This window comes from Bradyrhizobium sp. AUGA SZCCT0176, assembly GCF_018130145.1.
GTDB lineage: Bacteria > Pseudomonadota > Alphaproteobacteria > Rhizobiales > Xanthobacteraceae > Bradyrhizobium.
Genome location: NZ_JAFCMB010000014.1, coordinates 26,001 through 48,390, shown reverse-complemented (window position 1 = coordinate 48,390; position 22,390 = coordinate 26,001). Strand labels below are relative to the sequence as shown.

Genomic DNA, 22,390 nt, shown 5'->3' with positions numbered 1-22,390 from the left:
CGGGCGCGAAGGGCTTTTCCCAAGCCTTTTGTCGAGGTTTTTGCAGGGCTTACAGGCCCGTATGAATCCGGTGGGCGAATCAGGTTTTCAACAGGGATTTGTTCGCTTCGCGCGCCGGCCGATCAGGCCTGCTCCCTCAAAATGAGCCGATCAGCTCTTGAGCATCGAATTGATGCGCTTGCTGAACTCCTCGAAACTCTGCTCGCCCTTGATCATCTCGCCATTGATGAAGAAGGTCGGCGTCGACTGCACCTTCAGCACCTCGGCGGCGTATTTCTGGTCGGCCGCGATCTTGTCGAGCAGCTTCTGGTCCTTGAGGCAATCTTCCACCGCCGCTTGCGTGAGGCCGGCCTGCTTGCCGATCCGGATCAGCGTCTCCGTGGTGTTCTTCAGCACCCAGTCGTTCTGCTGCTTGAAGAGGAGGTCGACGACCGCGAAATATTTCGGCGCGTCGTCCTTGGCGATGCAGCGCGCCAGCATCGAACCGGCGGCGGCCTTGATGTCGAGCGGGAATTCGCGGAACACGAAACGGATCTTGCCGGTGTCGATGAATTCCGCCTTGATCTTGGGGAACACCTGCTCCGTGAACGCTGCGCAATGCGAGCAGCTCATCGAGGCGTATTCGGTGATGGTGACCGAGGCATTCGCCGGGCCGAGCGCCATGTCCGGCAGCGACTGCGGCTTGGCGACGTCGGCGGCGCCCTGTGCCAGCGCGTCATTGATCAGCCGCAGCGGCGAGAAGCCGGCGAGGGCGGCAAGCCCGGTCAGCGAAAGGGCGGCGGTGAAGGCGCGGCGCGTGATGATCAAGGTCAGCTCCCGATTGGCGCGTTCACGCCCGAAGAAGTACGAAAAACGAGCCTTCGCGTAGCTTGAAACGATAATTGTGGCAATGGCAGGTTGCCGCGGGCCGGGCGCGCGGCAGGCTCAATTTCGCTTGATCGAGGCACCAAGCCGCGCCAGCGCGTCGCGCAATTCGTCATCCTCGACCGAGGACAGGGTTTTGGCGATCTCGGCGACCGCCTTCGGGTCCGGCGCGCGGGACGGTTTTGGCCGGTCCCGGCGCGACAGCGGCGCCTGCCGCAGCGCCAGCCGTCCGACCGCGCTCCAGCCGAAGAAGCGGTTGACCCGCTCCAGGATCACGTCGGAGGAATGCTGGATTTCCAGCGCCATCGGACCTTCCACCCGCAGCACCAGGGTGGCCGGTTCCTGCGGCTGGCCCTCGACCGGCCGCGGCCATTGCATCTTCAGCGGCTCGGAATGGGCCGCGATCTCGCGGCCTGCAATCTCAGCCCAGCGCGTCACCAGCTCGCGCGCGGCGAACCCCTGCTTGGCATAGGCGTCCGAAAACACGTCGCCGAGCAGGACGGAAAGCGGTTTTGCGGAGATCGGGCCGGGTTTTGCCATGGGGGCTTATAGCACCACTGCCGGGCAGCGGCAGCCCGTATCACGCTGCGCGGGGCGGATCGCCTTGAGATCACGGTCGATCTCGCGCCGCCGCTGCATCAGGTCGTAGTCCATCTGCAGCCCGAGGAGGAACCCCTCCGACATTCCGAAATAGCGGGCAAGTCGGAGGTCGGTGTCGGCGGTGATGTCCCTTTTGCCCAACACGATCTCATTGATGCGGCGGGGAGCGACGTGGACGGCGCGCGCCAGGCCATTCTGGCTCAAAGCCATCGGTTTAAGGAACTCTTCGAGTAAAATTTCGCCGGGGTGCGGATTGCGCTTTGCCATGGGGGGCTTTTAGCACGGCGCGGCTCTCCGCAGGAACCGCTACACCGTCAAGGCCGGGCTTGGCCCGGCCATCCACGTCATCTTGGACTATCGAGAAGAAAGACGTGGATGCCCGCGACAAGCGCGGGCATGACGTGGAGAGATTGTCATCCTGCTATTACAGTGCCTTCATGAATCCTGCCGTGGCCACCAAACCCCGACGACGAGGAAGTGAGACGCCCGGTCGCCCCGCGTTGGTGCTCGATTGGTACGACCGGCATCGCCGCGTGCTGCCGTGGCGGCCGCCGGCGGGGGAGCGGGCGGATCCTTACCGGGTCTGGCTGTCCGAAATCATGCTGCAGCAGACCGGCGTCAAAACCGTCGGGCCGTACTTCCTGAAGTTTGTGACGCGCTGGCCCGATGTCGCGGCGCTTGGCCGGGCCTCGCTCGACGACGTGCTGCGGATGTGGGCCGGGCTTGGCTACTATTCGCGGGCGCGCAATCTGCACGCCTGCGCGGTCGCGGTGTTGCGCGACCATGGCGGGGTGTTTCCGGATACCGAGGAGGGCCTGCGCGCACTGCCGGGCATCGGGCCCTACACGGCAGCGGCGATCTCGGCGATTGCGTTCGACATCAGCACGATGCCGGTCGACGGCAATATCGAGCGCGTAGTGTCGCGGCTGTTTGCGGTCGAGGAACCGTTGCCGCAGGCCAAACCGTTGATCCAGCAGCTCGCAGCAACGTTGCTGGGTCCTTCTCGCGCCGGGGACAGCGCGCAGGCTCTGATGGATTTGGGCTCTTCGATTTGCACACCGAAGAAACCGGCATGTGTGCTGTGTCCGCTGAACGACGATTGCCTGGCACGGTCACGCGGCGATCAGGAGATTTTTCCGCGCAAAGCGCCGAAGAAGACGGGAACGATGCGCCGCGGCGCGGCCTTCATCGTCACGCGGGGCGATGAATTGCTGGTTCGCACCCGCGCGGAAAAAGGCCTGCTTGGCGGCATGACCGAAGTCCCGGGCTCGGACTGGCTCGCCGGCCAGGACGACAAGGCGGCCTTGCAGCAGGCGCCGGCGCTCAAGGGGATCGCCAAATGGCATCGCAAGGTGGGCGTGGTGACGCATGTCTTCACGCATTTTCCGCTTGAGCTGGTGATCTACACCGCGAAGGTGGCCGCGCGGACGCGAGCACCGGACAGAATGCGCTGGGTCCCGATCGCGACGCTCGCGGGTGAGGCGCTGCCCAATGTCATGCGCAAGGCGATCGCGCACGGGCTAAATCTCTAGCAAGCCATCGCCAAATCCCGCGGAGGATGGCGCGTCAAACAGTAAGAGGCCTAAAATGGCATTTCGTGTCTTGATCATCGGTGGCACGGGGCAGGTGGGAGCTGCGGTGGTGCGTGCGCTGGCGGCGGAGCCGTCCTGCGCAGGAGTAGTGATGGTCAATCGCAGGGCGATTTCTGTGAGCGCTGATCCCCGTGTGCGGCAGGTGGTCCTGGATACGGCAGCCGCTCAGTTTCCGGCAGAAGTGACCAAGCTTGCGCAGAGCATGGTTGCGCAAGGCGATCCTGTCTATGGGGCATCCTGTGTTGGTGTCGGCAAAGGCAGCTTGAAGTGGAGTGAGGAGGAATTAAAGGCGCTCGAAATTGGCGTGGTGGGTGGCTTTGCCCGCGGTTGTCAGGCCGGAGGTATCACACGGTTTTCACTGCTCTCGGCAGTGGGAAGCACCTCGAAAAGCAGGATTCGCTATGTGCGGGTCATGGGGTTGAAAGAAGAGACGGTTCGAGGGATAGGCTTCCAACGCCTCGCGATTTTTCGCCCCGGAATTATCGCGGGCAATGCTCACACGCCGCGCTATGTGGCCTGGCTGGGGCGTCTGATTCCGGGACCTTTTGGCACGATTGAGCAGGACGATATCGGGCGCGCCTTTGTCGCTGAGTTCATCAGCAGTTCGGCCCCAAACGGGGTTGCGTATCTCGAAAATGGAGCGATGAGACAGAGGTCTCGTGCGCTTAAGTAGTCCACTATTTACTTGGGAGGCGGTTCTGGTCTGCTGACACCACGCTGTCAGCAGGCCTCCGCTACAACGCTGCGATCAGGAGGATCTCATGATCGCAACCGCGCTCGACAATTTCACGGCCCCACCATGCGCCAAGCTGCTCGGCTGGCATTTGCTCGACGCACGTCCCAAAGAGGGATGGATCCGGATCGGCTTCGATGGCCGAAAGGACTTTTGCAACCCGGCTGGCTTCGTGCAGGGCGGCATTCTCTCCGCCATGCTCGACGACACCATGGGTCCGGCGGTGCTCGTCATGTCTGAGGGCAGGCTCTACACCGCGACCATCACAATAACCATAAATTTTCTGGCGCCAGCCAGGCCGGGCAAGCTGATCGGCGAAGCGACCGTCACTCAGCTCGGCAAGACCGTCGCCTTCGTCGAGGGCAGGTTGATGGCCGAGGATGGCACGTTGCTCGCCACCGCCAGCACCAGCGCGCGGCTGGTTGAGATGGCGAAGGCGATCGGGTAGTACGGATGCAGCTCCGTCATTGCGAGGAGCGTCAGCGACGAAGCAATCCATTTATCCGCTTTGCCACGTGATGGATTGCTTCGCTTCGCTCGCAATGACGTGTGGAAATCAGCCAGCTCTCGAAATCAACTATCGCGCAGGCAACTGCACGATCGGCGGCTTGGCGTTGAGGCCTTCGACCTGGAAACCGGCGACGCGCTTGTAGTTCGCCGCGATGTCTTCCAGCTCCTGCAGCGACAGCACGTCGGTGACGACCTCATAGCCGTCGGGCGCGCGTTCCTCGACCATCTGCATCACCTGTTCCGGCCCGTTGCGCCGGTTCAGCATCACGAGATCCGTGGTCGCGGGCCGGCGCTCGGCCTCATAGGCTGCGAGCGCCGCGTTGGTCGGGCCGTGCGCCAGGATTTCGCGGGTGATCACGCGGGCATCCAAAATCGCCTGCGAGGCGCCGTTGGAGCCGATCGGGTACATCGGATGCGCGGCGTCGCCCATCAATGTGACCCGGCCGAAGGTCCATTGCGGAATCGGATCGCGGTCGACCAGCGGATATTCGTACGCATGCGGGCAGTTGCGGATCAGGCCGGGCACGTCGAGCCAGTCGAATTTCCAGTCCTTGAACCAGGGCAGGAATTCGTCGAGCTTGGCGGTCCGGTTATAGTCCTCGCGGCGCCACTGATAGGTCGGCGGCATGTGCCGCTCGGCCACCCAGTTGATGCTAGACTTGCCTGAGGCGTCCGGCTGCTTCGAAATCGGATAGCAGACGAATTTCAGGATCTCGTGGCCGGCCATGATCATGGTGCGGCCCGACAGGAAGGCGTCAGATTTGGTGATGCCGCGCCACAGGATGCGCCCATTCCAGATCGGCGGGCCTTCCTGCGGATAAAGTTTTTCGCGGATCGCCGAATGAATGCCGTCGGCGGCAATCAGCAGCACGCCGTCATGGCTCCCGGCCGTTTTCCCGGTCGCCTTGTCGATGAATTCGGCGCGGACGCCATCGGCGCTTTCTGTCCAGCCGGTGAGATGGTGGCTGGTGAGGATGTTCTCTTTTCCGAGCCGTTCGGTCGCGGCGTCGAGCAGGATCTGCTGCAGCGTGCCGCGGTGGATCGAGAATTGCGGCCATTTGTAGCCGGCTTCGACGCCGCGCGGCTCGCTCCAGATCGGTTTGCCGTGCTTGGAAAAATACGCCAGTTCCTTGGTGCGGACGGCGGCCGCGTCGAGTTGGTCGTGCAGGCCGAGCTCGATCAGCTCGCGCACCGCATGCGGCAACACGTTGATACCGACGCCGAGCGGCCGAAGCTCCGGCACGCTTTCAAAGACGCGTGCGGGAACGCCGATCTGGTGCAGGCTGAGCGCCAGCGTCAGCCCGCCAATGCCACCGCCGGCGATGAGTACGGTCATGTCTACGCCTCTGTTACCTCCGGGGCGTCATGACATGAGGGGCGGCAGGGGGCAACTGCGAAAGCCCGGCCAGTATCCCGTCCCCAACGTTTACGGCGGTGCGGGCGGAGCGCCGAAGAAGCCGATGATCCTGACCAGCCGGCCGTCGGGGCCGAGCTCGCCAAAATCGATCGAGATGTCGCCGCAGCTGCCGTCCGCGCGCACCAGGCGCCAGAGGAAGCGGACCACGTTGTGGTGCGCGTCGATGCCGCTCATGAACTCGAGCCGCGCGCCGGGCCGTGAGGCCTGTGTCGCAGCGATGTGGCGGGCGAGTTCGTTCCGCCCCGTCAGCGAGGCCCTGGGATCGAGATAGACGCCGACGTCACTCCAGCATTGCGCGAGCAGCGCTTGCCGGGCTGCAGCCTCCGGCTCGTTCCATGCCGCCATGTACTGCGTCACGATTTTTGTGATTGCGCTGCCGTCCATGAATACTCCCCGCACGATTGAACGGACGCCAAGTCTTGCAAGCAGTTCGCGGCTTGTCACTTACATCCGAGGTAATTGCCGTTCTGACGTGATGGTCTAGATTGCGGCACATGGGCATACCAAAACAAAATTTGCAGGATGCCGCGGCCGGGCACTTCAGCAGTCTGCTGAAGCATTGGCGCAGCGTGCGCAGACTAACCCAGATCGAACTGGCAAGTGACGCCAACGTATCGGCGCGGCATTTGTGCTTTCTGGAAACCGGCCGGTCGCAGCCGAGCCGCGAGATGGTGCAACTGCTCGGCAGCGCGCTCGATCTGCCGCTCGAGGAGCGCAATGCCTTGCACGTCGCGGCGGGCTTCGTGCCGCCCTATAGCGACAAGGGGCTGGCGGCGGACAATCTGCAGCCAGTGCAGCAGGCGCTCGATTTCATGCTGCGGCAGCAGGAGCCGTATCCGGGGATCGTGGTCGACGGACACTGGGACGTTCGGATGCGCAACCGAGGGTCCGCCCGCCTGCTCAAGCCGTTTCGTGATTCCTACCGGATGGAAGCCGGCATTGCCGACAACGCCATGCACGTCGTTTTCCATCCCAAAGGCCTGCGGCAGTTCATCGTGAACTGGGAAGAGTTCGCCGGCCAGATGATCCAGATCCTGCACCGTGACGTCGCACAGGGCAGCCGGGCGGCCGCGCGCCTGTTCGACGAGATCATGGCCTATCCCGGGCTGCCGGCCGAATGGCGGCTTCCCCGCCATTCCCACGCCAGCTCGCCCGTCATGATCATGCAACTCGCCAAAGGTGATTTACGGCTCGCGTTCTTTTCCACCTTTACGACGCTAGCAATGCCGACGGACGCGGCGCTGCAACAGATCAAGATCGAATGCTTTTTTCCGGCAGACGATGCCACCGCAGAGATGGCGCGCCGGATGGCGCTTTGACAAAAATTGAGGAGATGAAAAATGCAATTGGCAAAACGTGACCATCAATCCGCCGAGACGATGGAAGAATTGCGCGCGTTGAACGCCCGCTTCATCCATAATTTCATCACCAACGACGTGGCCTCGCACGACGCCATCCTGCACCCTGCCTTCATCAGCATCTGGCCGACCGGACAGCGCTGGGATCGCGCGACCTATCTGAAATACTGGGCGACCGCCTTCGATCCGAAACTGATCCCCTACTGGGATGTCCGCGACGAACTCATCACCGTCATCGGCGATGTCGCGCTGGTGCGCTCGACCAACAAGGCGATCCGGCGGCGCGACGGCAACGAAGTGACCGGGATGACCATATACACCGACACCTACCTGTTCGAGAACGGCGCGTGGAAGTGCATCCAGGCTCAGATCCAGGCGGTGGCGCCCGAGTTTTATCCCGCCGACGACACCATCGTCAGCGTCTACATCGACGGCAAGTTGCAGCCCCGCGCGGCGTGAGTGCCACTTCAGGGTTCGCCTGGGATAGACGGCGCAGCAATGCGCCGCTAACCTGAGGCATCACCCGTGAGGATCAACATGCTCAAGCTCTATTTTGCCCCCGGCACCTGCGCGCTCGCCACCCACATCGCGCTGGCGGAAGCCGGCGCCGACTACACCGCCGAGCGGATCGACTTCAAGACCAACCAGCAGCAAAGTCCGGAATATTTGGCGATCAATCCGAAAGGCCGCGTGCCGGCGCTGGTCACCGATCGCGGCGTCCTGACCGAGAACGTGGCGATGCTGGCCTACATCGCGCAGAGTTTTCCAAAGGCGAAGTTGGCGCCGCTCGATGATCCCTTTGCGTTCGCGCAGGTGCAGGCCATCAACAGCTATTTGTCTTCGACGGTACACGTGGCGCATTCCCATAAGGGGCGTGGCTACCGTTGGGCCACGGAAGAATCCTCCTTTGCGGACATGAAGAAGACGCTTCCGAAAAGCATGGGCGCGGTCTTTGCGCTGCTCGAGCAGAAGATGCTCAAGGGCCCATGGATGATGGGCGAGACCTACACGATCTGCGACCCCTATCTGTTCACGCTGACGGGATGGCTGGAAGGCGACGGCGTCGACATGGCGACGCTGCCGAAGGTCGCCGACCATTTCAAGCGCATGAAGGACCGGCCCGCCGTGCAGAAGGCGGTGGCGGAAGAGAAGGTGTGAATTTTCGTCGTCCCGGCCTTGAGCCGGGACCCATACGCCGCGTCCTATCATTAAGGCACACTGGCAGTTGCCTTCCTCAACAAAGGCCGCGGCGGATGGGTCCCGACGTTCGCCGGGACGACCGCGAGGGGTGCCCCTACGCCGCCTTCTTTTTCTCCCGCTCCATCTCGCGGCCGATGCCGAGCATGATGTTGCGCAGCCAGATCGAGCCGGGGTCCATCTGGGCGCGGGTCGGGTAGAACATGAACTGCTCGTCGATCCCGGGATCGAACGGCGGGGTGATGGTTACGAGCGACAATTGCCTGGACAAAGCGCCGATCAGGCGGCGCGGCACGAAGGCCACCAGATCCGTGCGCGCGGTGACGTGCAGCGCCTCGATATAGCCGGGCACGACCAGCGCGATCTTGCGTTCGATGCCCTTGGGCCGCAGCCAGACGTCGATCAGATCCTCGCTCTGGCCACGGATGACAACGGCGACATGCCGCGCGCTGAGGAAGCTGTCGCGCTTTTTCAGTTTGGCGGCGGCGGGATGGCCGCGGCGCACCGCCAGCGCATCGCTGTCGGTGTAAAGGCGCTGGCGGTGAAAGCCGCGGAAGGCGTCGCCGATCGAGATCACGAGATCGAGGGTGCGGGCGAATTCGGCGGTTAAGATTGCAGAGCTCCGCCACGGCACCACGTCGATGCGGACGTTCGGCGCCAGTCCGGTGATCTTCTCCATCAGCGGCGGCATCAGCAGCTCGACCGCGAGATCCGGCATCATCAGGCGAAAATGCCGTTCGCTCCGCGCGGCGTCGAAATCGTCCGATATGAACAGGGAGCGCACCTGGTCGAGCGCCTGCGCCAGCGGGCCGCGCAACGCCAGCGCGCGCGGCGTCAGCTCCATGCGGGCGCCGTTCCGCACCAGCAAGGGATCGCCGATCAGATCGCGCAGCCGCTGCAGCGCGTGGCTGGTGGCCGGCTGCGACAGCCCGATCCGCATCGCGGCCCGGCTGACATTGCCTTCAAGCAGCAGCGCGTCGAGCGCCACCAATAGATTGAGGTCAAGCGAATTCAAATTCATGAGACGAATATATATCATATTCTCTATCGATTGGAAGAATGTGGCTCTGCGCGCGATGATCTGAAACATCAGATCAAAGGAGAAGCCGCCCATGAGCGCCGCCGACAACAAGAAATTGATGGAGACAATTTTCGCCGGCGTTGCCGCCGGCGATCGGACTTCGTTCGCCGATGCCCTGGCCGACGACGTCACCATGACTGTCACGGGCCAGTACTCGTGGTCGCAGACCTTTCACGGCAAGGAATCCGTGCTCCGTGACCTCCACGGCTATGTCTCTTCCCTGTTGAAGCATCGCCGCACCGTTCCGTTCCGGATCATCGCCGACGATGAATGGGTCGCGGTGGAAGCGCGGGGCGACATGGTGACCCACGCCGGCGAGCGCTACGACAATCATTATTGCCTGATCTACCGGATCGAGAACGGCAAGATTCGCGAAATCCGTGAGTACAACGACTCGGCCCTGTGCGAGCGCGTGCTCGGGCCGTTTCCGCAGGAGCGGAAGCTTGCGAGCTGACGCGTTGAGCAGCGTTTGCGCCGGCGACCGGCATCAACAACGCCACGTGCGAACAAGCCTGCGTTCGACGCGCGCGGTCATCGCGGCTATCATCGCTCTCGTCCGGGTCTGGCGGGAGCGCCGCCGTTCCCGGCGTCAACTCTCTGTCATGAGCGCGCGCGAATTAGAGGATATCGGACTCTGCCGGCCCGAGCTGGGCGGCGAGATCGGCAAGCCGTTCTGGCGGAAATAAAAAAGGGAGATCGATATGAGCAAGGAAATCTTCAGCCCGGCGACGCTGCCGCCGCCGACGGGCTATTCGCACATCGCCAAGGTCAACAAGGGCACGCTGGTCTATGTGGCGGGTCAGGTCGCGGCCGACGCGTCCGGCAAGATGGTCGGCGAGGGCAATTTCGAGGCTCAGGTCGAGCAGGTGTTCAAGAACCTCACACTCGCGCTGGAAGCGGCCGGTGCCACCACGGCCGACATCGTCAAGCTGAACACCTATCTCGTCGCCGAGGTAAGCCAGGACGACCTGCCGAAAATGCGGGCGATACGCGACCGCTACCTGAACAAGGACAAGCCGCCTGCGAGCACCCTGGTGGTGGTCAGCCGCCTGGCGCGGCCGGGCTGGCTGATCGAGATCGAGGTGGTGGCGGCGATCGACTAAAGCGTTTTCGAGCGAAGTGGATACCGGTTCGCGTGAAGAAAACGCGTCAAACAAGAACTGCGCATGAAATGAAAACGGCGCCCGCGAAGGGCGCCGTTTTGCTTTGGCCAGTTTTTGCGGATCAGGCCGCCTTGGTAGAGAGGTGCTTGAACATGTTGCCGCGCGCCTCGTCGTCCATCTCGGCCTTGAAGGTGAACTTGTCTTTCAGCGCGATCGCCTTGGCCGCCGCGGGACGCGCCGATATCTCGTCGACCAGCCGCTTGACGTTGGCGTATTTCGCGGCGGCTTCGTCGTTCATCACGAAGGCGGCCATCCGCGCCCAGCCCCACAGCGCCATGTCTGCAACGGTGTAGGTGTCGCCGACCATATACTTCTTGCCGGCGAGGTGATCGTTCAGCACGGCGTAGTGGCGCTGCGCCTCGAACTGGTAGCGGTTATGGGCATAGTCGTGGTTCTGGTCCTTCGGCGCAAAGTGCTTGAAGTGCACCGCCTGGCCCGAATAGGGCCCGATGCCGGTCGCGACGAACATCAGCCATGAGAGCAGCTGCGCGCGGTTCTGCGGCGTGTTCGATGGCAGGAATTTACCGGTCTTCTCGGCGAGGTAGAGCAGGATGGCGTTGCTGTCGAACACGAGCACGCCGTCGTCGTCGATCGCCGGCACCTTGGCGTTGGGATTGATCTTCAAAAATTCCGGCTTGAACTGATCGCCCTTGCGCGTGTCGACCGCGACCGGCTCGAATGGCTGACCCAATTCCTCGAGGAAGAGCGCGACTTTGGTCGGGTTGGGCGAACCGTTGAAATAGAATTTGAGCATTTTTGGAAAACTCCCTTTTGCTTCTTGCCTGCCAGCGTTGCGAGCCGGGCGCGGGTGACCCTACCGCAGCGCGGCATGTCCATGCTCAAATTTTTGGAAGGAGCGCAACCGACGAGTCCGTGAGGCAGGGCGCGGCGCGGCAAAGATGCCCACCGCGCCGCTCAGCTTAGGTAGAAGCCGATCAGCCGAGGTAGATAAAGCCCACCAGCCCGACGACGATCAATCCCGCACCCGCCAGGTCGATGATGGTTGCGAAACGAATGGCCGACTGCAAGTTCGACGCCTGAATCATCCGCTCCGACCGGCGCGCATAGCCGTGGACGATGATCTGCTGGTTGAAATCGCTGTTCGCTTCCAGCCGCTCGGTCAGGCCGACGCAGATCAGGAGCACGCCGAGGATGACGAAGCCGGGAAAGCCCAGCAGGGTGAATAGCAGCATGGGGGGCACGCCGATCAGAAAGATCGGCAGCAGTGGCAACACCAGTAATGAATCGGATTGGGAGCGCATCGGACGGCTCGCTGCGGCCGAAAATGACGGCCTGTATGGGTGTAAGGAAGCAACTAATATAGCTACGGATCAAGGCGAAACGAGGTGCGGCAGACTGCGAAAATCACAGGGCTGCCATCTCGCAGGCTGCGACGCCGTGGCCAGGTTGAAGGCAGGATGAAAAAAGCCGCAGCGGCGGGTTACCCCGCCGCCATTCCGGAGCGGATCTCGGCGCGCAGCTCGTCGATCAGCTTGAGGCCTTTCTTGGTCTCGACGTGCCAGAAGGTCCAGCCGTTGCAGGCGCCGGAGCCCTGGGCCACCGCACCGATGCGGTGGATCGAGCCGACCTTGTCGCCGAGCATGATGGCGCCGTCGGCGCGGACCAAAGCGCCGTGGCGTTTTTTGGAGTCGACCAGCTTGGTGCCGGGCGAGATCATGCCGCGTTCGATCAGTTCGGAGAACGCCACGCGGGGCGCGTCGCGGGCGGTCATGAACGGCGCCAGTGTCGCCTCGGGCAGCGGTTCGATCGCCGCGATGCGGGCTTCGGCCGCGCTCGCATAGGTCTTGTCGCGCTCGAAGCCGATGTAGCGGCGGCCGAGACGTTTTGCCACGGCGCCTGTCGTGCCGGTGCCGTTGAAGGGATCGATCACGAGATCGCCGGGCTTTGACGACGACAGCAGCACGCGCGCCAAAAGGCCCTCGGGCTTCTGGGTCGGATGCACTTTCTTGCCGTCGTCGCCCTTGAGGCGCTCGTCGCCGGTGCAAAGCGGAATCAGCCAGTCGGAACGCGCCTGCACGTCCTCGTTGGCGGCCTTCAGGGCTTCATAGTTGAAGGTGTAACCCTTGGCTTTTTCGTCGCGCGCCGCCCAGATCATGGTCTCGTGCGCATTGGTGAAGCGGCGGCCGCGGAAATTCGGCATCGGATTGGTCTTGCGCCAGACGATGTCGTTGAGGACCCAGAAGCCGAGGTCCTGCATGATCGAGCCGACGCGGAAAATGTTGTGGTAGGAGCCGATCACCCACAGCGTCGCCGACGGTTTCATGATGCGGCGGCAGGCGAGCAGCCAGGCGCGGGTGAAATCGTCATAGGCGGCAAAGGATGAAAACTTGTCCCAGTCGTTGTTGACGGCATCGACATGCGATTCGTCGGGACGCTTGAGATCGCCCTTGAGCTGCAGATTGTACGGCGGATCTGCGAACACCAGATCGACGGAGCCTGCCGGAAGCTTCGACATCTCGGCGACGCAATCGCCTACGACGATACGAACACTCTCTTCGGACTCAAATTTAGTGCGGGGCGCCCTTGCAGACGCCCCGCGACGCGACTCTACCATGACTCAATTACTCTGACTCAGGCGACGCTGTCGGCGACGCGGGACTAAACAACCGACTGGCGATACATTGACCGGGCAAAGTAAAAATCGACTTAATCAGTATTGCTGCTCGGACAGATTTGCCGGGGCTGATTAGCGTTTAAGCGCACTAAAGCGATTTGCAGCGAGGCCTGTCCCGCACTTGATGCGGGATGGATGCCGGTTCGCGTCAGGAAAACGCGTCAAATCAAGAATCTGGCGCCCCGTTCCGATTCAATCGGAATGGAAACGGCGCTAGGCAATAATTGCCGGGCGGGTTATTGATTAATGGAATGGAAATTTTACGTCTGTGCCGCGTTGGGTATCCAAGGGCAATCCGCCGGGATGAGGAATTTGCGCCATGCGTTACGATGACTTCCGCCGCAGCGACTCTATCGACGACCGTCGCGATGACAGCGGTGGTGGTGGTGGCGGCGGCTTCGGCATTCCGATGGGCGGCGGTGGCGGGCTCGGCATCGGCACCATCATCGTGCTCGGCCTGCTCGGCTATGCCTTCGGCATCGACCCGCGCATCCTGATCGGCGGCGCGGAAATTCTCACCGGCGGCAGCCAGCAGGCGCCGACCTACCAGACCGAGCGCAAGTCGGGCCCGGCCACCACAGGCGCGCCCAAGGACGAGATGGGCAGCATGATCGCCGGCGTGCTCGGCGAGATCGACGATCGCTGGAACGAGATCTTCCAGGCCAGTGGGCAAACCTACAAGGGACCGCGCATCGTGCTGTTCCGCAACGCCACCAATGGCGGGCGCTGCGGCATGGCGCAGTCGGCGATGGGACCGTTCTACTGCCCGCCGGACAAGCAGATCTTCCTCGACACCCAGTTCTTCCGCGACGTCGAGACGAAGTTTCGCGGCTGTTCGGGCAGCTCCTGCAAATTCACCACCGCCTATATCATCGCGCATGAGGCCGGCCATCACATCCAGAACCTGCTCGGCATCCTGCCGCGCGTGCAGCGGATGCAGGAGCAGGCCGGCAGCAAGGCGGAAGCCAACGCGCTGCAGGTCAAGGTCGAGTTGCAGGCGGATTGCCTGTCCGGCGTCTGGGTCAACCGCGAGGAAAAGAAACGTCCGGGCTTCGTCGAACCCGGCGATATCGAAGCCGCGCTGACTACGGCGACCGCGATCGGCGATGACACGCTGCAGCGCAAGGCGACGGGCAGGGTGGTGCCTGATTCATTCACCCACGGCTCCGCCGCACAGCGCAAGCAATGGTTCATGACCGGCTACAAGCAGGGCACCGTGCAGTCCTGCAATACGTTTGCCGCGGGGGCGATGTAGAACGCGGTAGCTCGACAAGGATTGGCGTCATGGCAGGGCGTAGGCGAGTGAAGCGACGCCGTCCTTCACGGCTATGCCCGGCCATCCACGTCTTTGCTTTTTGAGAGACTTTAAGACGTGGATGCCCGGCACAAGACCGGGCATGACGAGAAGAAGAAATCATGTCCTCCATCGACGAAACCAAACAATTCGTACCGCTCAATATCGCCGTGCTGACGATCTCGGACACGCGCGCGCTTGCCGATGACAAGTCGGGGGCGACGCTGGCGGAGCGGCTGGTCGCCGCCGGCCATCATCTCGCGGCGCGCGAAATCATCGTCGACGACGTCGATGCGATCCGCGTCATCATCCGAAGGTGGATCGCCGATCCTGGTGTCGATGCCATCATCACGACAGGCGGCACTGGTTTTACCGGCCGCGACGTCACGCCGGAGGCGGTCGAGCCGCTGTTCGAGAAGCGGATGGACGGTTTCTCCACCGCCTTCCACATGCTGAGCTACGCCAAGATCGGCGCCTCGACGGTGCAGAGCCGCGCCACCGCCGGGGTCGCGGGTGCGACCTTCATCTTCTGCCTGCCGGGCTCGCCCGGCGCCTGCCGCGACGGCTGGGACGGCATCCTCGCCGCCCAGCTCGATTACCGCACCCGCCCGTGCAATTTCGTCGAGATCATGCCGCGGCTCGACGAGCATCTGCGCCGCCCAAAGGCCAAGGGAGCGTCGGTGTAGCCGTATCCGTAGGATGGGTAGAGCGAAGCGAAACCCATCATTGCGAGTCCCGGTGTTGCGATGGGTTTCGCTTCGCTCTACCCATCCTACGGACTTCCGTTATTTGCGGGCGATGACCTTGGTCAGCAAAGCCCACAATCCGCGCCACATGTCGCGCCACGCGTCTTCGCGCAGCTGATGCGCTCTCTTGATGTAGAAATCGAGCAGGTCCGGCGTGACGCGCCGCGGCGTGTCGCGACGCCCCGGCTTCACAGTTCGCGTTCCCAGGTCTCGCCAACCAAACTTTGACCAAAACTTCGATGCGGCTCGGTCGCGACCAGCTTAAAGCCGGCGTCCTGATAGATCTTGCGGGCGGCGACCAGGATGCTCTGGGTCCACAGCGTCATCCTGCGATAGCCGGTCGCCCGCGCGAAGGCGACGCATTCGGCGACCAGCTGCTGGCCCAATCGCTGGCCGCGTCCGGCCGGATCGACCAGAAGCAGGCGCAGCTTGGCGACATCGTCGCTATGCTTGACCACAAAGACCGAGCCGACCTGGACGCCGCCCTGCTCGGCAATCCAGCAGCGCTCGCGCGAGGCGTCGAACGAGGTCAGGAATTTCGCCGCGATCTCCGCCACCAGCGCTTCGAACGAGGAGTCAAAGCCATATTCGCTGGCGTAGAAGGCGCCGTGGCTCTGCACCACCCAGCCCATGTCGCCGGGGCGGTGGGTGCGCAGGATCGCTGGCGCCGCCGCGCCTGATACGCCGAGCAGCCGCTCGATCTCGGCCATCGCGCCGACGAGCTTCTGGCTGCCGCCGCGCGGCAACGCGGCCAGCATCGCACCGATGTCGTCCTGCATGCTGCGCTCGAGTTTGGTGAAGGTCTGGCGTCCCTTGGGCGTCAGGGCGAGCCGGAATTGCCGCCGGTCCGCCGGCAGCGGCTTGCGGGTGAGCAATCCATTCTCATCGAAGTTTTGCACGATCCGGCTGAGATAGCCGGCATCGAGCCCGAGTTCGGCGCCGATCTCCTTGGCCGAGAGGTCTTCGCGATAGGCGAGCTCGTACAGCACCCGCGCCTCGCTGAGCGAGAACGGACTCTTCATGAGTTGCTGGTCGAGCACGCCGAGCTTGCGGGTGTAGAAGCGATTGAAGGCGCGGACCGCCGCGACTGCTTCATCGGAATTATTCTCGGACATGGCGCACCTCAATTCTTGCCAATGTCATATAATTATTTGACTTTGGCAAGTATATTCAGATGCGAACCGAACCCGTGCTACTTTGCATGGGGTTGTTTTCGCGATTTTGTGTCTGAGCCCCCGGTGTCGAAGACGCGCGTGAACGCGCTGGCGGAGGCGCCTAGGCTACCACCATGATCCGGCTGCGCAGCATGGTGCGGGAGCGCCGGCCGAGCTGGCGCAGCAGCCGGGCTTCGGAACGGCGGACGTCCGGCCGGTAGCCGCCGAGCCGGTCGTAATGATCGTGCGCAATGAGAAGACCCTGTTCCGCCGAGGGCCCCGTAACCATGCGGGCGATGAATTTGAGGCCATCGCGGAAACTAGCGTCGGAATAAGGCGAGCGGGCATAGCGGAAGATACCGGCGCGGGGCCGGCCGCTGGCCGCTACACCCTGGATGAATTGCGCGGTCTCTTCGATCCAGCCCGAGTCGAGCACGGCGCCGGCATGCAGGAACATCAGCCAGGGCGAGCGCGCTTGCCGGGCACCGGCGGCGAGCGCCGCGGCACGGCTGCCTTCAAACGCCATGAAGCGGCAGCCCGCTACGTCGGCCACGCGCTCGATCACGCCGTTCGCGGTGCGGTCCACCAGCACCACTTCGCGGATCAAACCGGCGGCGGCTCCCGGCACCAGCGCCGCCAGGGTAGCGACGGCGGGCTGTTCGACGCCTTCGGTCGGGATGATCACGCTCAGCATGAGGCTTCGTTGGCTCAAACGGTGAAAAACGCCGCTTGTTATCACCTTGTCACATTCAAAACATCCGTTGCCGTGCAGATTTTTGCGGCAGCCATGCTGTGGATTTTTCAAATGATGTTCTTGATTTGTTCTCAGCGCGTGTTACGTTCCCTGCATGAGCCGAGCATCCTCTCATGCCCTCAAGCACCCGCCGGTCACGGCGCCCTCCGAACCGGCGGGTGCTAATCCTTTTCCTGAGCTGGCGGTCGCGATCGAGCGCGAGCGGCGGCGTGGCCGCGGCGCCCAGTCCAACGACAGCGGCCGCTTCGAGGCCGAAGCCCGCGTCGTCTTCGACGATGGCTGGCAGAGCCTCGAAGACCTGCCGCCGTTCAAGACCACGGTCGGGCTCGACACCTCGCGCAAGGTCATCACCCGCAACGACTCGCCCGATATCGGCTTCGACCGCTCGATCAACCCCTATCGCGGCTGCGAGCATGGCTGCGTCTACTGCTTCGCGCGGCCGACCCACGCCTATCTCGGGCTGTCGCCCGGACTTGATTTTGAAACCCAGCTGCTCGCCAAGCCCGATGCGCCGGAGTTGCTGGAAAAGGAACTGGCGGCATCGGGCTACGAACCGCGCATGATCGCGATCGGCACCAATACGGATCCCTATCAACCCATCGAGCGCAAATACAAGATCATGCGCGGCATTCTCGAAGTGCTGGAACGTGCCGGCCATCCGGTCGGCATTGTCACCAAATCGGCGCTGGTGACGCGCGACATCGACATCCTCCAGCGGATGGCAAAACGCAATCTGGTCAAGGTCGCACTGTCCGTGACGACGCTCGATGCCAAACTCGCGCGCACCATGGAGCCGCGAGCCTCGACGCCGCCGAAGCGGCTGGAGGCGATACGGCAACTGGCGGAGGCCGGCATTCCGGCAACCGTGATGGTCGCGCCTGTGATCCCCGCGCTGAACGATTCCGAGATCGAACGCATCCTCGATGCCGCGGCCCATGCCGGCGCGAAAGAGGCGAGTTATGTGCTGCTACGGCTGCCGCTGGAAGTGCGCGATCTCTTCCGCGAGTGGCTGATGGCGAATTATCCCGACCGTTATCGCCACGTCTTCACCTTGATCCGCGACATGCGCGGCGGCCGCGACTACGACTCGCAATGGGGAACCCGGATGAAGGGAACCGGGCCGATGGCCTGGATGATCGGACGCCGCTTCGAAATCGCCTGCGAGAAGCTTGGACTGAACAAGCGGCGCCTGAAACTGACCACCGACCATTTCGTCAAGCCGAAGCGAAACGGTCAGCAGTTGAGCTTGTTTTGATTTTGGTAGCGTGAGTGCCAAGGATCGGCAGGATGAGTAACGAGTTGAAGACCCCAATCCCGCGACTGACCGTCATCACCCTCGGCGTCAGCAACATGCGCGCCAGCATCGCCTTTTATGAAGCGCTGGGTTTTGCGCGAAGAATTCGCTCGACCGGCGAGGCGGTTGCCTTCTTCGACACCGGCGGCCCCGTGATCGGGCTGTTCCCGTGGGATCAGCTGGCACAGGACGCAACGCTGCCGGACCATCCGCGGCCCAAGACCTTCCGCGGCGTGACGCTGGCGTGGAATTGCGCCTCACGCGAGGAAGTCGACACCGTGCTGGATTTCGCGATCGCCAAGGGCGCCTCGCTGCTCAAGGCCGCGCATGAGACGGCTTATGGCGGCTACTCCGGATATTTCGCCGATCCTGACAATCATCCCTGGGAAGTCGTGGTCGCCCCCGGCATCGAGGTCGGCGAAGACCGGCGGGTGCATTTGGCGGATTAGGTCAGTGCCGATCTGTCGTGACTGAATAACGGGAATTGCACCCGGTTCCCGGTTGCGCGCTGGCGCGTGCTTGCCCACCATCCCGGCATGATTCGGGAAAAATCATCCAGGAAACCAGCGGCCAAGCCGGTCGCCAAATCGGCAAAACTGCCGAAAGGCGTGATCGCGGTGGCACCGCCGAGCTTTCGCCGTGAGCGCGCGCTGATCAAGCGCGGCGTCTGGCCGATCGCCGGTTGCGACGAGGCCGGGCGGGGTCCCCTGGCCGGCCCGGTGGTGGCCGCCGCCGTGATTCTTGATCCCAAACGAATTCCCAAAGGCATCGACGATTCGAAGCGGCTGACGGCGGAGCGACGCGAGGAGCTGTTCGAAGAGATTTGCGCGACCTCGTCGTTCGCGGTCGCGTTCGCCTCGCCGGCGCGTATAGATCGCGACAATATCCTGCGCGCCTCGCTGTGGGCGCTGACGCGCGCCGTGCGCGCGCTGCCGGAAATCCCCAAACATGTGTTCGTCGACGGCCGCGACCGGATCGAAGCGCCGTGCGACTGCGACGCCGTGATCGGCGGCGATGGCATCGTGATGTCGATCGCGGCCGCTTCGATCATCGCCAAGGTAACGCGCGACCGCCTGATGTGTGCGCTGGCGCTGGATTGCCCGGGCTACGGGTTCGAGACCCACAAGGGCTACGCCGTGCCGGAACATCGCGAGGCGCTCGACCGGTTAGGTCCCAGCGTCCACCACCGCCGTTTCTTCGCGCCCGTCATCGCCGCGCGTGAAAAACATCAGCCCGGCACCGTTGAGCCCGATCTGTTCACGGTCGAAACGCAAATCAGCGCTGAGGTTGTGACGACCGCCTAAGGCACTTTGCCTTGACGCGTTTTCTTGACGCGAGCCGGTATCCACCTCGCTTGAAAACGCTATGGTTGCCTCGGCGGCTGGTGCGCTCTATCAAACGTGCTCGGACAGGGCCGGCTCTCGGGATCGGCGCCCGCATCTCGGACGTTTCATGCGTTTCACCTCCCTGGTTGTCGAACTGATCCGCGCCCGGCCGCGGCTGGTGGTCTGGCTCGTGGTGCTGCTGCAGGCGGCAATGTGGCTGATCCTGCCGATGCTGCTCTATCGCAGCCCACCCGGCGATATCGCCACGGTTCTGGCATTCGGCAGGGAATATCAGGTCGGAACCTATTTCGGCCCGCCGCTGGCGTTCTGGCTTGCCGACATCGCCTTCCGCGCGGCCGGCAATCATGTGTTCGGGGTCTATCTGCTCGCGCAGATCTGCGCGGTCGTCACTTTCTGGGGCTTCTATCAGCTCGCGCGCGCCATCGTCGGCGGTCAGCAGGCGGTGCTCGCGGTGCTCTTGAGCATGACGGTGGTGGCCTTCAGCTCGCCCGGCGTCGAATTCGGCCCGCTGGTGCTGGCGCGGCCGCTATGGGCGCTGTTGCTGCTGCATTCCTGGCGATTGATCGGCCAGAACCGGCGCACCGCCTGGTTCGCCTGGTCGATCGAAGCGGGCCTGTTGCTCCTGACGACGTCGGCCGCGCTCGGGCTGTTGCTGCTGATCGCCGGATTTGCCGTCGCCACCGCGCGCGGGCGGCGCACCTTGATGTCGCTGGATCCACTGTATGCGCTGCTGGTGATCGTGGTACTGGTGCTGCCCTATCTGATCTGGGTCGTTCGCGCCGACGTGCTGGCGATGCCCCCCTTGCCGGGTATCGATGATCTCGCGGGCAGGGCGATGCACTGGGGCGGGCTGCTCGGCGGCCTGGCGCTGGCGACGGCCGGCATCGTGCTGCTGGTGATCCTCAACTCCGGCGCGTTTGTCCGCAAGGCCGAGGAAGCGCCGATCATCTACCGGCCGCAGATCGATCCGCTGGCGCGCCAGTTCGTCTATACGTTCGCGATCGGCCCGGCGCTGTTTGGCAGCCTGATTGCCGGCGTGTTCAATCTCGAGCGCGTTACCGGCGGCGCCGGCGTTGCCTTGCTGATGTCGGGGCTGGCCGTGATCGTGGCGACCGGAGATCTCGTGTATCTGCGGCGCCAGCGGCTGCTCCGCACGGTCTGGGCCGCGGCGGTCGCAGCCCCGGCTTTCGTGGCCATCGCGGCCACGCTGTTCCTGCCCTGGACCAGCGGCGCCGAAGTGCCGACCTCGCTGCCGGCGCGGACGATCGCGCATTTCTTCGGCGACAGCTTTGAGCGGCGCACCAACCAGCGGCTGCGCGCGGTGGCCGGCGATCCGCAGCTCGCGAGCTTCGTCGCGATGGATAAAGGCCGGCCGCATCTGTTGCTCGACGCCACGCCGGAACGCACGCCGTGGCTTTCGCTCGCGAAGTTCAACGAAACCGGCGGCGTCGTGGTCTGGCGCGCCTCCGACACCTCGGGCACGCCACCTCCCGAGATTGCACTGCGCTTTCCCGGCCTCGTGCCGGAAGTGCCGCGCGCGTTCGAATGGATGGTGAATGGAAGGCAGCCGCTGCTGCGCGTCGGCTGGGCTATCGTGCGGCCGAAAGCGCCGTAGACTCAGGTCCGTAGGGGACAAAGCGGAAGCGTGCCCACCAATTCAAGACCACGACGTCGACAGATGGTGGGCACGGCGCGAGCGCCTTTGCCCACCCTACGAAGCAACTTTCTCCAATTCCTTCGCGATCGCGCGCAGATCCTGCCACGACATCCGCTTGTACGACGGTGAGCGCAGCAGATAGGCCGGGTGGAACGTCGCGATGGCGCGGATGGAGCGCGTGCCGGTGTCGTAGTCGAACCATTTGCCGCGGGTCTTCATGATGCCCTCGCGGGTCGACAGCAGCGTCTGCGTCGAGGGATTGCCGAGCGTCACCAGCACGTCCGGATTGACCAGTTCGATCTGCCGCTGAATGAACGGCAGGCAGATTTGCGTCTCCTGCGGCGTCGGCGTGCGGTTGCCCGGCGGCCGCCATGGTATCACGTTGGCGATGTAGGCCTTGCTGCGGTCGAGGCCGATCGCCGCGATCATGCGGTCGAGCAATTTGCCGGATCGGCCGACGAACGGCAGTCCCTCGATATCCTCGTCACGTCCGGGGGCTTCGCCGACGAACATGATTCGCGCTTTCGGATTGCCGTCGCAGAACACCAGCCGTGTCGCGGTGTGCTTGAGCGCGCAGCCGTCGAAATTCTCCAGCAGCGCACGCAGCGCCTCCAGCGACGGCGCGGTTCGGGCCGCTTCCCGCGCCGAGGCGATCGCGGCTTCCGGCGCCGGCGCTATTTCGCTGCGCGAAACTGCCGGCGCCGCCGCGGGCATTTCCCGCACCAGTCTTTGCGGCGTGGTTTCGCGCGGCGCGGCAATGGTAGCGCTGTCGGGCTCGGCAAGCCGGTCGATTGGGTCATCGGCCAACGCGCAATCGACCCCGGCCTCGAGATAAAAGGCCAGCAATTGCTGAACGGTAGGGGAGGGTTCGGGCGCGATGGACATCGTTCCAATCTAGGATGTATTCGGTGGCAGCGAAATGCCTGAGATTTCATTTCGATGGTTGTTCTCGGCGCAAAAATCGGAAACAAACGAACCTTAGAGCCGTTCTCAAT

28 protein-coding genes are annotated in these 22,390 nt (G+C 63.4%); 15 read left to right on the top strand and 13 right to left on the bottom strand.

Going from position 1 to position 22,390, the window contains the following annotated elements; all coding sequences use genetic code 11:
- Positions 1-150: 150 nt before the first annotated feature.
- The 3 genes from JQ600_RS26485 to JQ600_RS26475 all read right to left on the bottom strand — a co-directional run bounded on the left by JQ600_RS26485 (position 151) and on the right by JQ600_RS26475 (position 1,731).
- Complete coding sequence (locus tag JQ600_RS26485; RefSeq protein WP_212269502.1) at positions 151-807, bottom strand: DsbA family protein; 657 nt, start codon at positions 805-807, stop codon at positions 151-153.
- A gap of 117 nt (positions 808-924) precedes the next feature.
- On the bottom strand, positions 925-1,404 hold the full coding sequence (locus JQ600_RS26480) for a DUF721 domain-containing protein (protein WP_192738571.1): 480 nt from the start codon (positions 1,402-1,404) through the stop codon (positions 925-927).
- Between the two features lie 6 nt (positions 1,405-1,410).
- Positions 1,411-1,731: a HigA family addiction module antitoxin gene (locus tag JQ600_RS26475; RefSeq protein ID WP_212387676.1), complete on the bottom strand. Its 321-nt coding sequence runs from the start codon at positions 1,729-1,731 to the stop codon at positions 1,411-1,413.
- A gap of 170 nt (positions 1,732-1,901) precedes the next feature.
- Between JQ600_RS26475 and mutY the strand changes: the two genes are divergently transcribed.
- The 3 genes from mutY (at position 1,902) to JQ600_RS26460 (ending at position 4,237) form a co-directional block, all read left to right on the top strand.
- Positions 1,902-2,996 carry an A/G-specific adenine glycosylase gene (mutY, locus tag JQ600_RS26470; RefSeq protein ID WP_212387900.1) on the top strand — a complete coding sequence of 365 codons (1,095 nt, stop codon included), beginning with the start codon at positions 1,902-1,904 and terminating at the stop codon, positions 2,994-2,996.
- Positions 2,997-3,051: 55 nt separating this feature from the next.
- Positions 3,052-3,729 carry a hypothetical protein gene (locus JQ600_RS26465; protein WP_212387679.1) on the top strand — a complete coding sequence of 226 codons (678 nt, stop codon included), beginning with the start codon at positions 3,052-3,054 and terminating at the stop codon, positions 3,727-3,729.
- 88 nt (positions 3,730-3,817) lie between these two features.
- Positions 3,818-4,237, top strand: coding sequence for a PaaI family thioesterase (locus JQ600_RS26460; protein WP_212490156.1), 420 nt, complete (start codon positions 3,818-3,820; stop codon positions 4,235-4,237).
- Between the two features lie 129 nt (positions 4,238-4,366).
- Here JQ600_RS26460 and JQ600_RS26455 read toward each other — a convergent pair whose 3' ends face one another.
- Entirely contained in the window at positions 4,367-5,635 is a 1,269-nt protein-coding gene (locus JQ600_RS26455) for a flavin-dependent oxidoreductase (protein ID WP_212387685.1), read from the bottom strand.
- 90 nt (positions 5,636-5,725) lie between these two features.
- Positions 5,726-6,100 (bottom strand): nuclear transport factor 2 family protein, encoded by a 375-nt coding sequence (locus JQ600_RS26450; protein ID WP_212387688.1) that lies wholly within the window; start codon positions 6,098-6,100, stop codon positions 5,726-5,728.
- Between the two features lie 110 nt (positions 6,101-6,210).
- Between JQ600_RS26450 and JQ600_RS26445 the strand changes: the two genes are divergently transcribed.
- The 3 genes from JQ600_RS26445 to JQ600_RS26435 all read left to right on the top strand — a co-directional run bounded on the left by JQ600_RS26445 (position 6,211) and on the right by JQ600_RS26435 (position 8,232).
- A complete protein-coding gene (locus JQ600_RS26445) occupies positions 6,211-7,035 on the top strand; it encodes a helix-turn-helix domain-containing protein (RefSeq protein ID WP_212387691.1) in 825 nt (274 codons plus the stop codon).
- Positions 7,036-7,056: 21 nt separating this feature from the next.
- Entirely contained in the window at positions 7,057-7,533 is a 477-nt protein-coding gene (locus tag JQ600_RS26440; protein WP_212387693.1) for a nuclear transport factor 2 family protein, read from the top strand.
- Positions 7,534-7,611: 78 nt separating this feature from the next.
- Entirely contained in the window at positions 7,612-8,232 is a 621-nt protein-coding gene (locus tag JQ600_RS26435) for a glutathione S-transferase family protein (RefSeq protein WP_212387695.1), read from the top strand.
- 136 nt (positions 8,233-8,368) lie between these two features.
- Here JQ600_RS26435 and JQ600_RS26430 read toward each other — a convergent pair whose 3' ends face one another.
- Positions 8,369-9,292 carry a LysR family transcriptional regulator gene (locus JQ600_RS26430; protein WP_212387696.1) on the bottom strand — a complete coding sequence of 308 codons (924 nt, stop codon included), beginning with the start codon at positions 9,290-9,292 and terminating at the stop codon, positions 8,369-8,371.
- A gap of 91 nt (positions 9,293-9,383) precedes the next feature.
- Here JQ600_RS26430 and JQ600_RS26425 point away from each other — a divergent pair, with 91 nt between their 5' ends.
- Genes JQ600_RS26425 through JQ600_RS26415 form a run of 3 tightly spaced genes read left to right on the top strand, consistent with a single transcriptional unit; the run spans position 9,384 to position 10,455 of the window.
- Complete coding sequence (locus tag JQ600_RS26425; RefSeq protein ID WP_212387699.1) at positions 9,384-9,806, top strand: nuclear transport factor 2 family protein; 423 nt, start codon at positions 9,384-9,386, stop codon at positions 9,804-9,806.
- Complete coding sequence (locus JQ600_RS26420; protein WP_312017263.1) at positions 9,733-10,038, top strand: DUF1127 domain-containing protein; 306 nt, start codon at positions 9,733-9,735, stop codon at positions 10,036-10,038. Before JQ600_RS26425 ends, JQ600_RS26420 begins: the two co-directional genes overlap by 74 nt.
- 15 nt (positions 10,039-10,053) lie before the next feature.
- Positions 10,054-10,455: a RidA family protein gene (locus tag JQ600_RS26415; protein WP_212387702.1), complete on the top strand. Its 402-nt coding sequence runs from the start codon at positions 10,054-10,056 to the stop codon at positions 10,453-10,455.
- Positions 10,456-10,576: 121 nt separating this feature from the next.
- Here JQ600_RS26415 and JQ600_RS26410 read toward each other — a convergent pair whose 3' ends face one another.
- The 3 genes from JQ600_RS26410 to JQ600_RS26400 all read right to left on the bottom strand — a co-directional run bounded on the left by JQ600_RS26410 (position 10,577) and on the right by JQ600_RS26400 (position 13,090).
- Entirely contained in the window at positions 10,577-11,269 is a 693-nt protein-coding gene (locus tag JQ600_RS26410) for a glutathione S-transferase family protein (RefSeq protein WP_212269490.1), read from the bottom strand.
- Between the two features lie 181 nt (positions 11,270-11,450).
- Positions 11,451-11,750 (bottom strand): hypothetical protein, encoded by a 300-nt coding sequence (locus tag JQ600_RS26405; protein ID WP_312017262.1) that lies wholly within the window; start codon positions 11,748-11,750, stop codon positions 11,451-11,453.
- Between the two features lie 206 nt (positions 11,751-11,956).
- The gene (locus tag JQ600_RS26400; protein ID WP_212387705.1) at positions 11,957-13,090 is read right to left on the bottom strand and encodes a site-specific DNA-methyltransferase; all 1,134 of its coding nucleotides are present in this window, start codon (positions 13,088-13,090) and stop codon (positions 11,957-11,959) included.
- A 379-nt stretch (positions 13,091-13,469) separates the two neighbouring features.
- Between JQ600_RS26400 and JQ600_RS26395 the strand changes: the two genes are divergently transcribed.
- Positions 13,470-14,405, top strand: coding sequence for a neutral zinc metallopeptidase (locus JQ600_RS26395; RefSeq protein WP_212387708.1), 936 nt, complete (start codon positions 13,470-13,472; stop codon positions 14,403-14,405).
- A gap of 161 nt (positions 14,406-14,566) precedes the next feature.
- Positions 14,567-15,130, top strand: a complete 564-nt coding sequence (gene moaB / locus JQ600_RS26390) for a molybdenum cofactor biosynthesis protein B (RefSeq protein WP_212035440.1) — start codon at positions 14,567-14,569, stop codon at positions 15,128-15,130.
- Positions 15,131-15,229: 99 nt separating this feature from the next.
- Here the strand turns inward: moaB and JQ600_RS26385 are convergent, their stop codons facing one another.
- The 3 genes from JQ600_RS26385 to JQ600_RS26375 form a co-directional block, all read right to left on the bottom strand.
- Entirely contained in the window at positions 15,230-15,382 is a 153-nt protein-coding gene (locus tag JQ600_RS26385; protein WP_212269486.1) for an RSP_7527 family protein, read from the bottom strand.
- On the bottom strand, positions 15,379-16,305 hold the full coding sequence (locus JQ600_RS26380; RefSeq protein WP_212387711.1) for a helix-turn-helix domain-containing GNAT family N-acetyltransferase: 927 nt from the start codon (positions 16,303-16,305) through the stop codon (positions 15,379-15,381). The genes JQ600_RS26385 and JQ600_RS26380 overlap by 4 nt, the downstream gene beginning before the upstream one ends.
- A 160-nt stretch (positions 16,306-16,465) precedes the next feature.
- Positions 16,466-17,038 (bottom strand): glycosyl transferase, encoded by a 573-nt coding sequence (locus JQ600_RS26375; protein WP_212269484.1) that lies wholly within the window; start codon positions 17,036-17,038, stop codon positions 16,466-16,468.
- A 154-nt stretch (positions 17,039-17,192) separates the two neighbouring features.
- Between JQ600_RS26375 and JQ600_RS26370 the strand changes: the two genes are divergently transcribed.
- From JQ600_RS26370 to JQ600_RS26355, 4 genes are all read left to right on the top strand, one after another.
- A complete protein-coding gene (locus tag JQ600_RS26370) occupies positions 17,193-18,353 on the top strand; it encodes a PA0069 family radical SAM protein (RefSeq protein WP_212269483.1) in 1,161 nt (386 codons plus the stop codon).
- A gap of 32 nt (positions 18,354-18,385) precedes the next feature.
- A complete protein-coding gene (locus JQ600_RS26365; RefSeq protein ID WP_212387714.1) occupies positions 18,386-18,841 on the top strand; it encodes a VOC family protein in 456 nt (151 codons plus the stop codon).
- Positions 18,842-18,928: 87 nt separating this feature from the next.
- A complete protein-coding gene (locus tag JQ600_RS26360; RefSeq protein WP_212269481.1) occupies positions 18,929-19,696 on the top strand; it encodes a ribonuclease HII in 768 nt (255 codons plus the stop codon).
- Positions 19,697-19,844: 148 nt separating this feature from the next.
- Complete coding sequence (locus JQ600_RS26355) at positions 19,845-21,353, top strand: glycosyltransferase family 39 protein (RefSeq protein ID WP_212387716.1); 1,509 nt, start codon at positions 19,845-19,847, stop codon at positions 21,351-21,353.
- Positions 21,354-21,449: 96 nt separating this feature from the next.
- Here JQ600_RS26355 and JQ600_RS26350 read toward each other — a convergent pair whose 3' ends face one another.
- Positions 21,450-22,274 (bottom strand): uracil-DNA glycosylase family protein, encoded by an 825-nt coding sequence (locus tag JQ600_RS26350; protein ID WP_212387904.1) that lies wholly within the window; start codon positions 22,272-22,274, stop codon positions 21,450-21,452.
- Positions 22,275-22,390 lie beyond the last annotated feature (116 nt).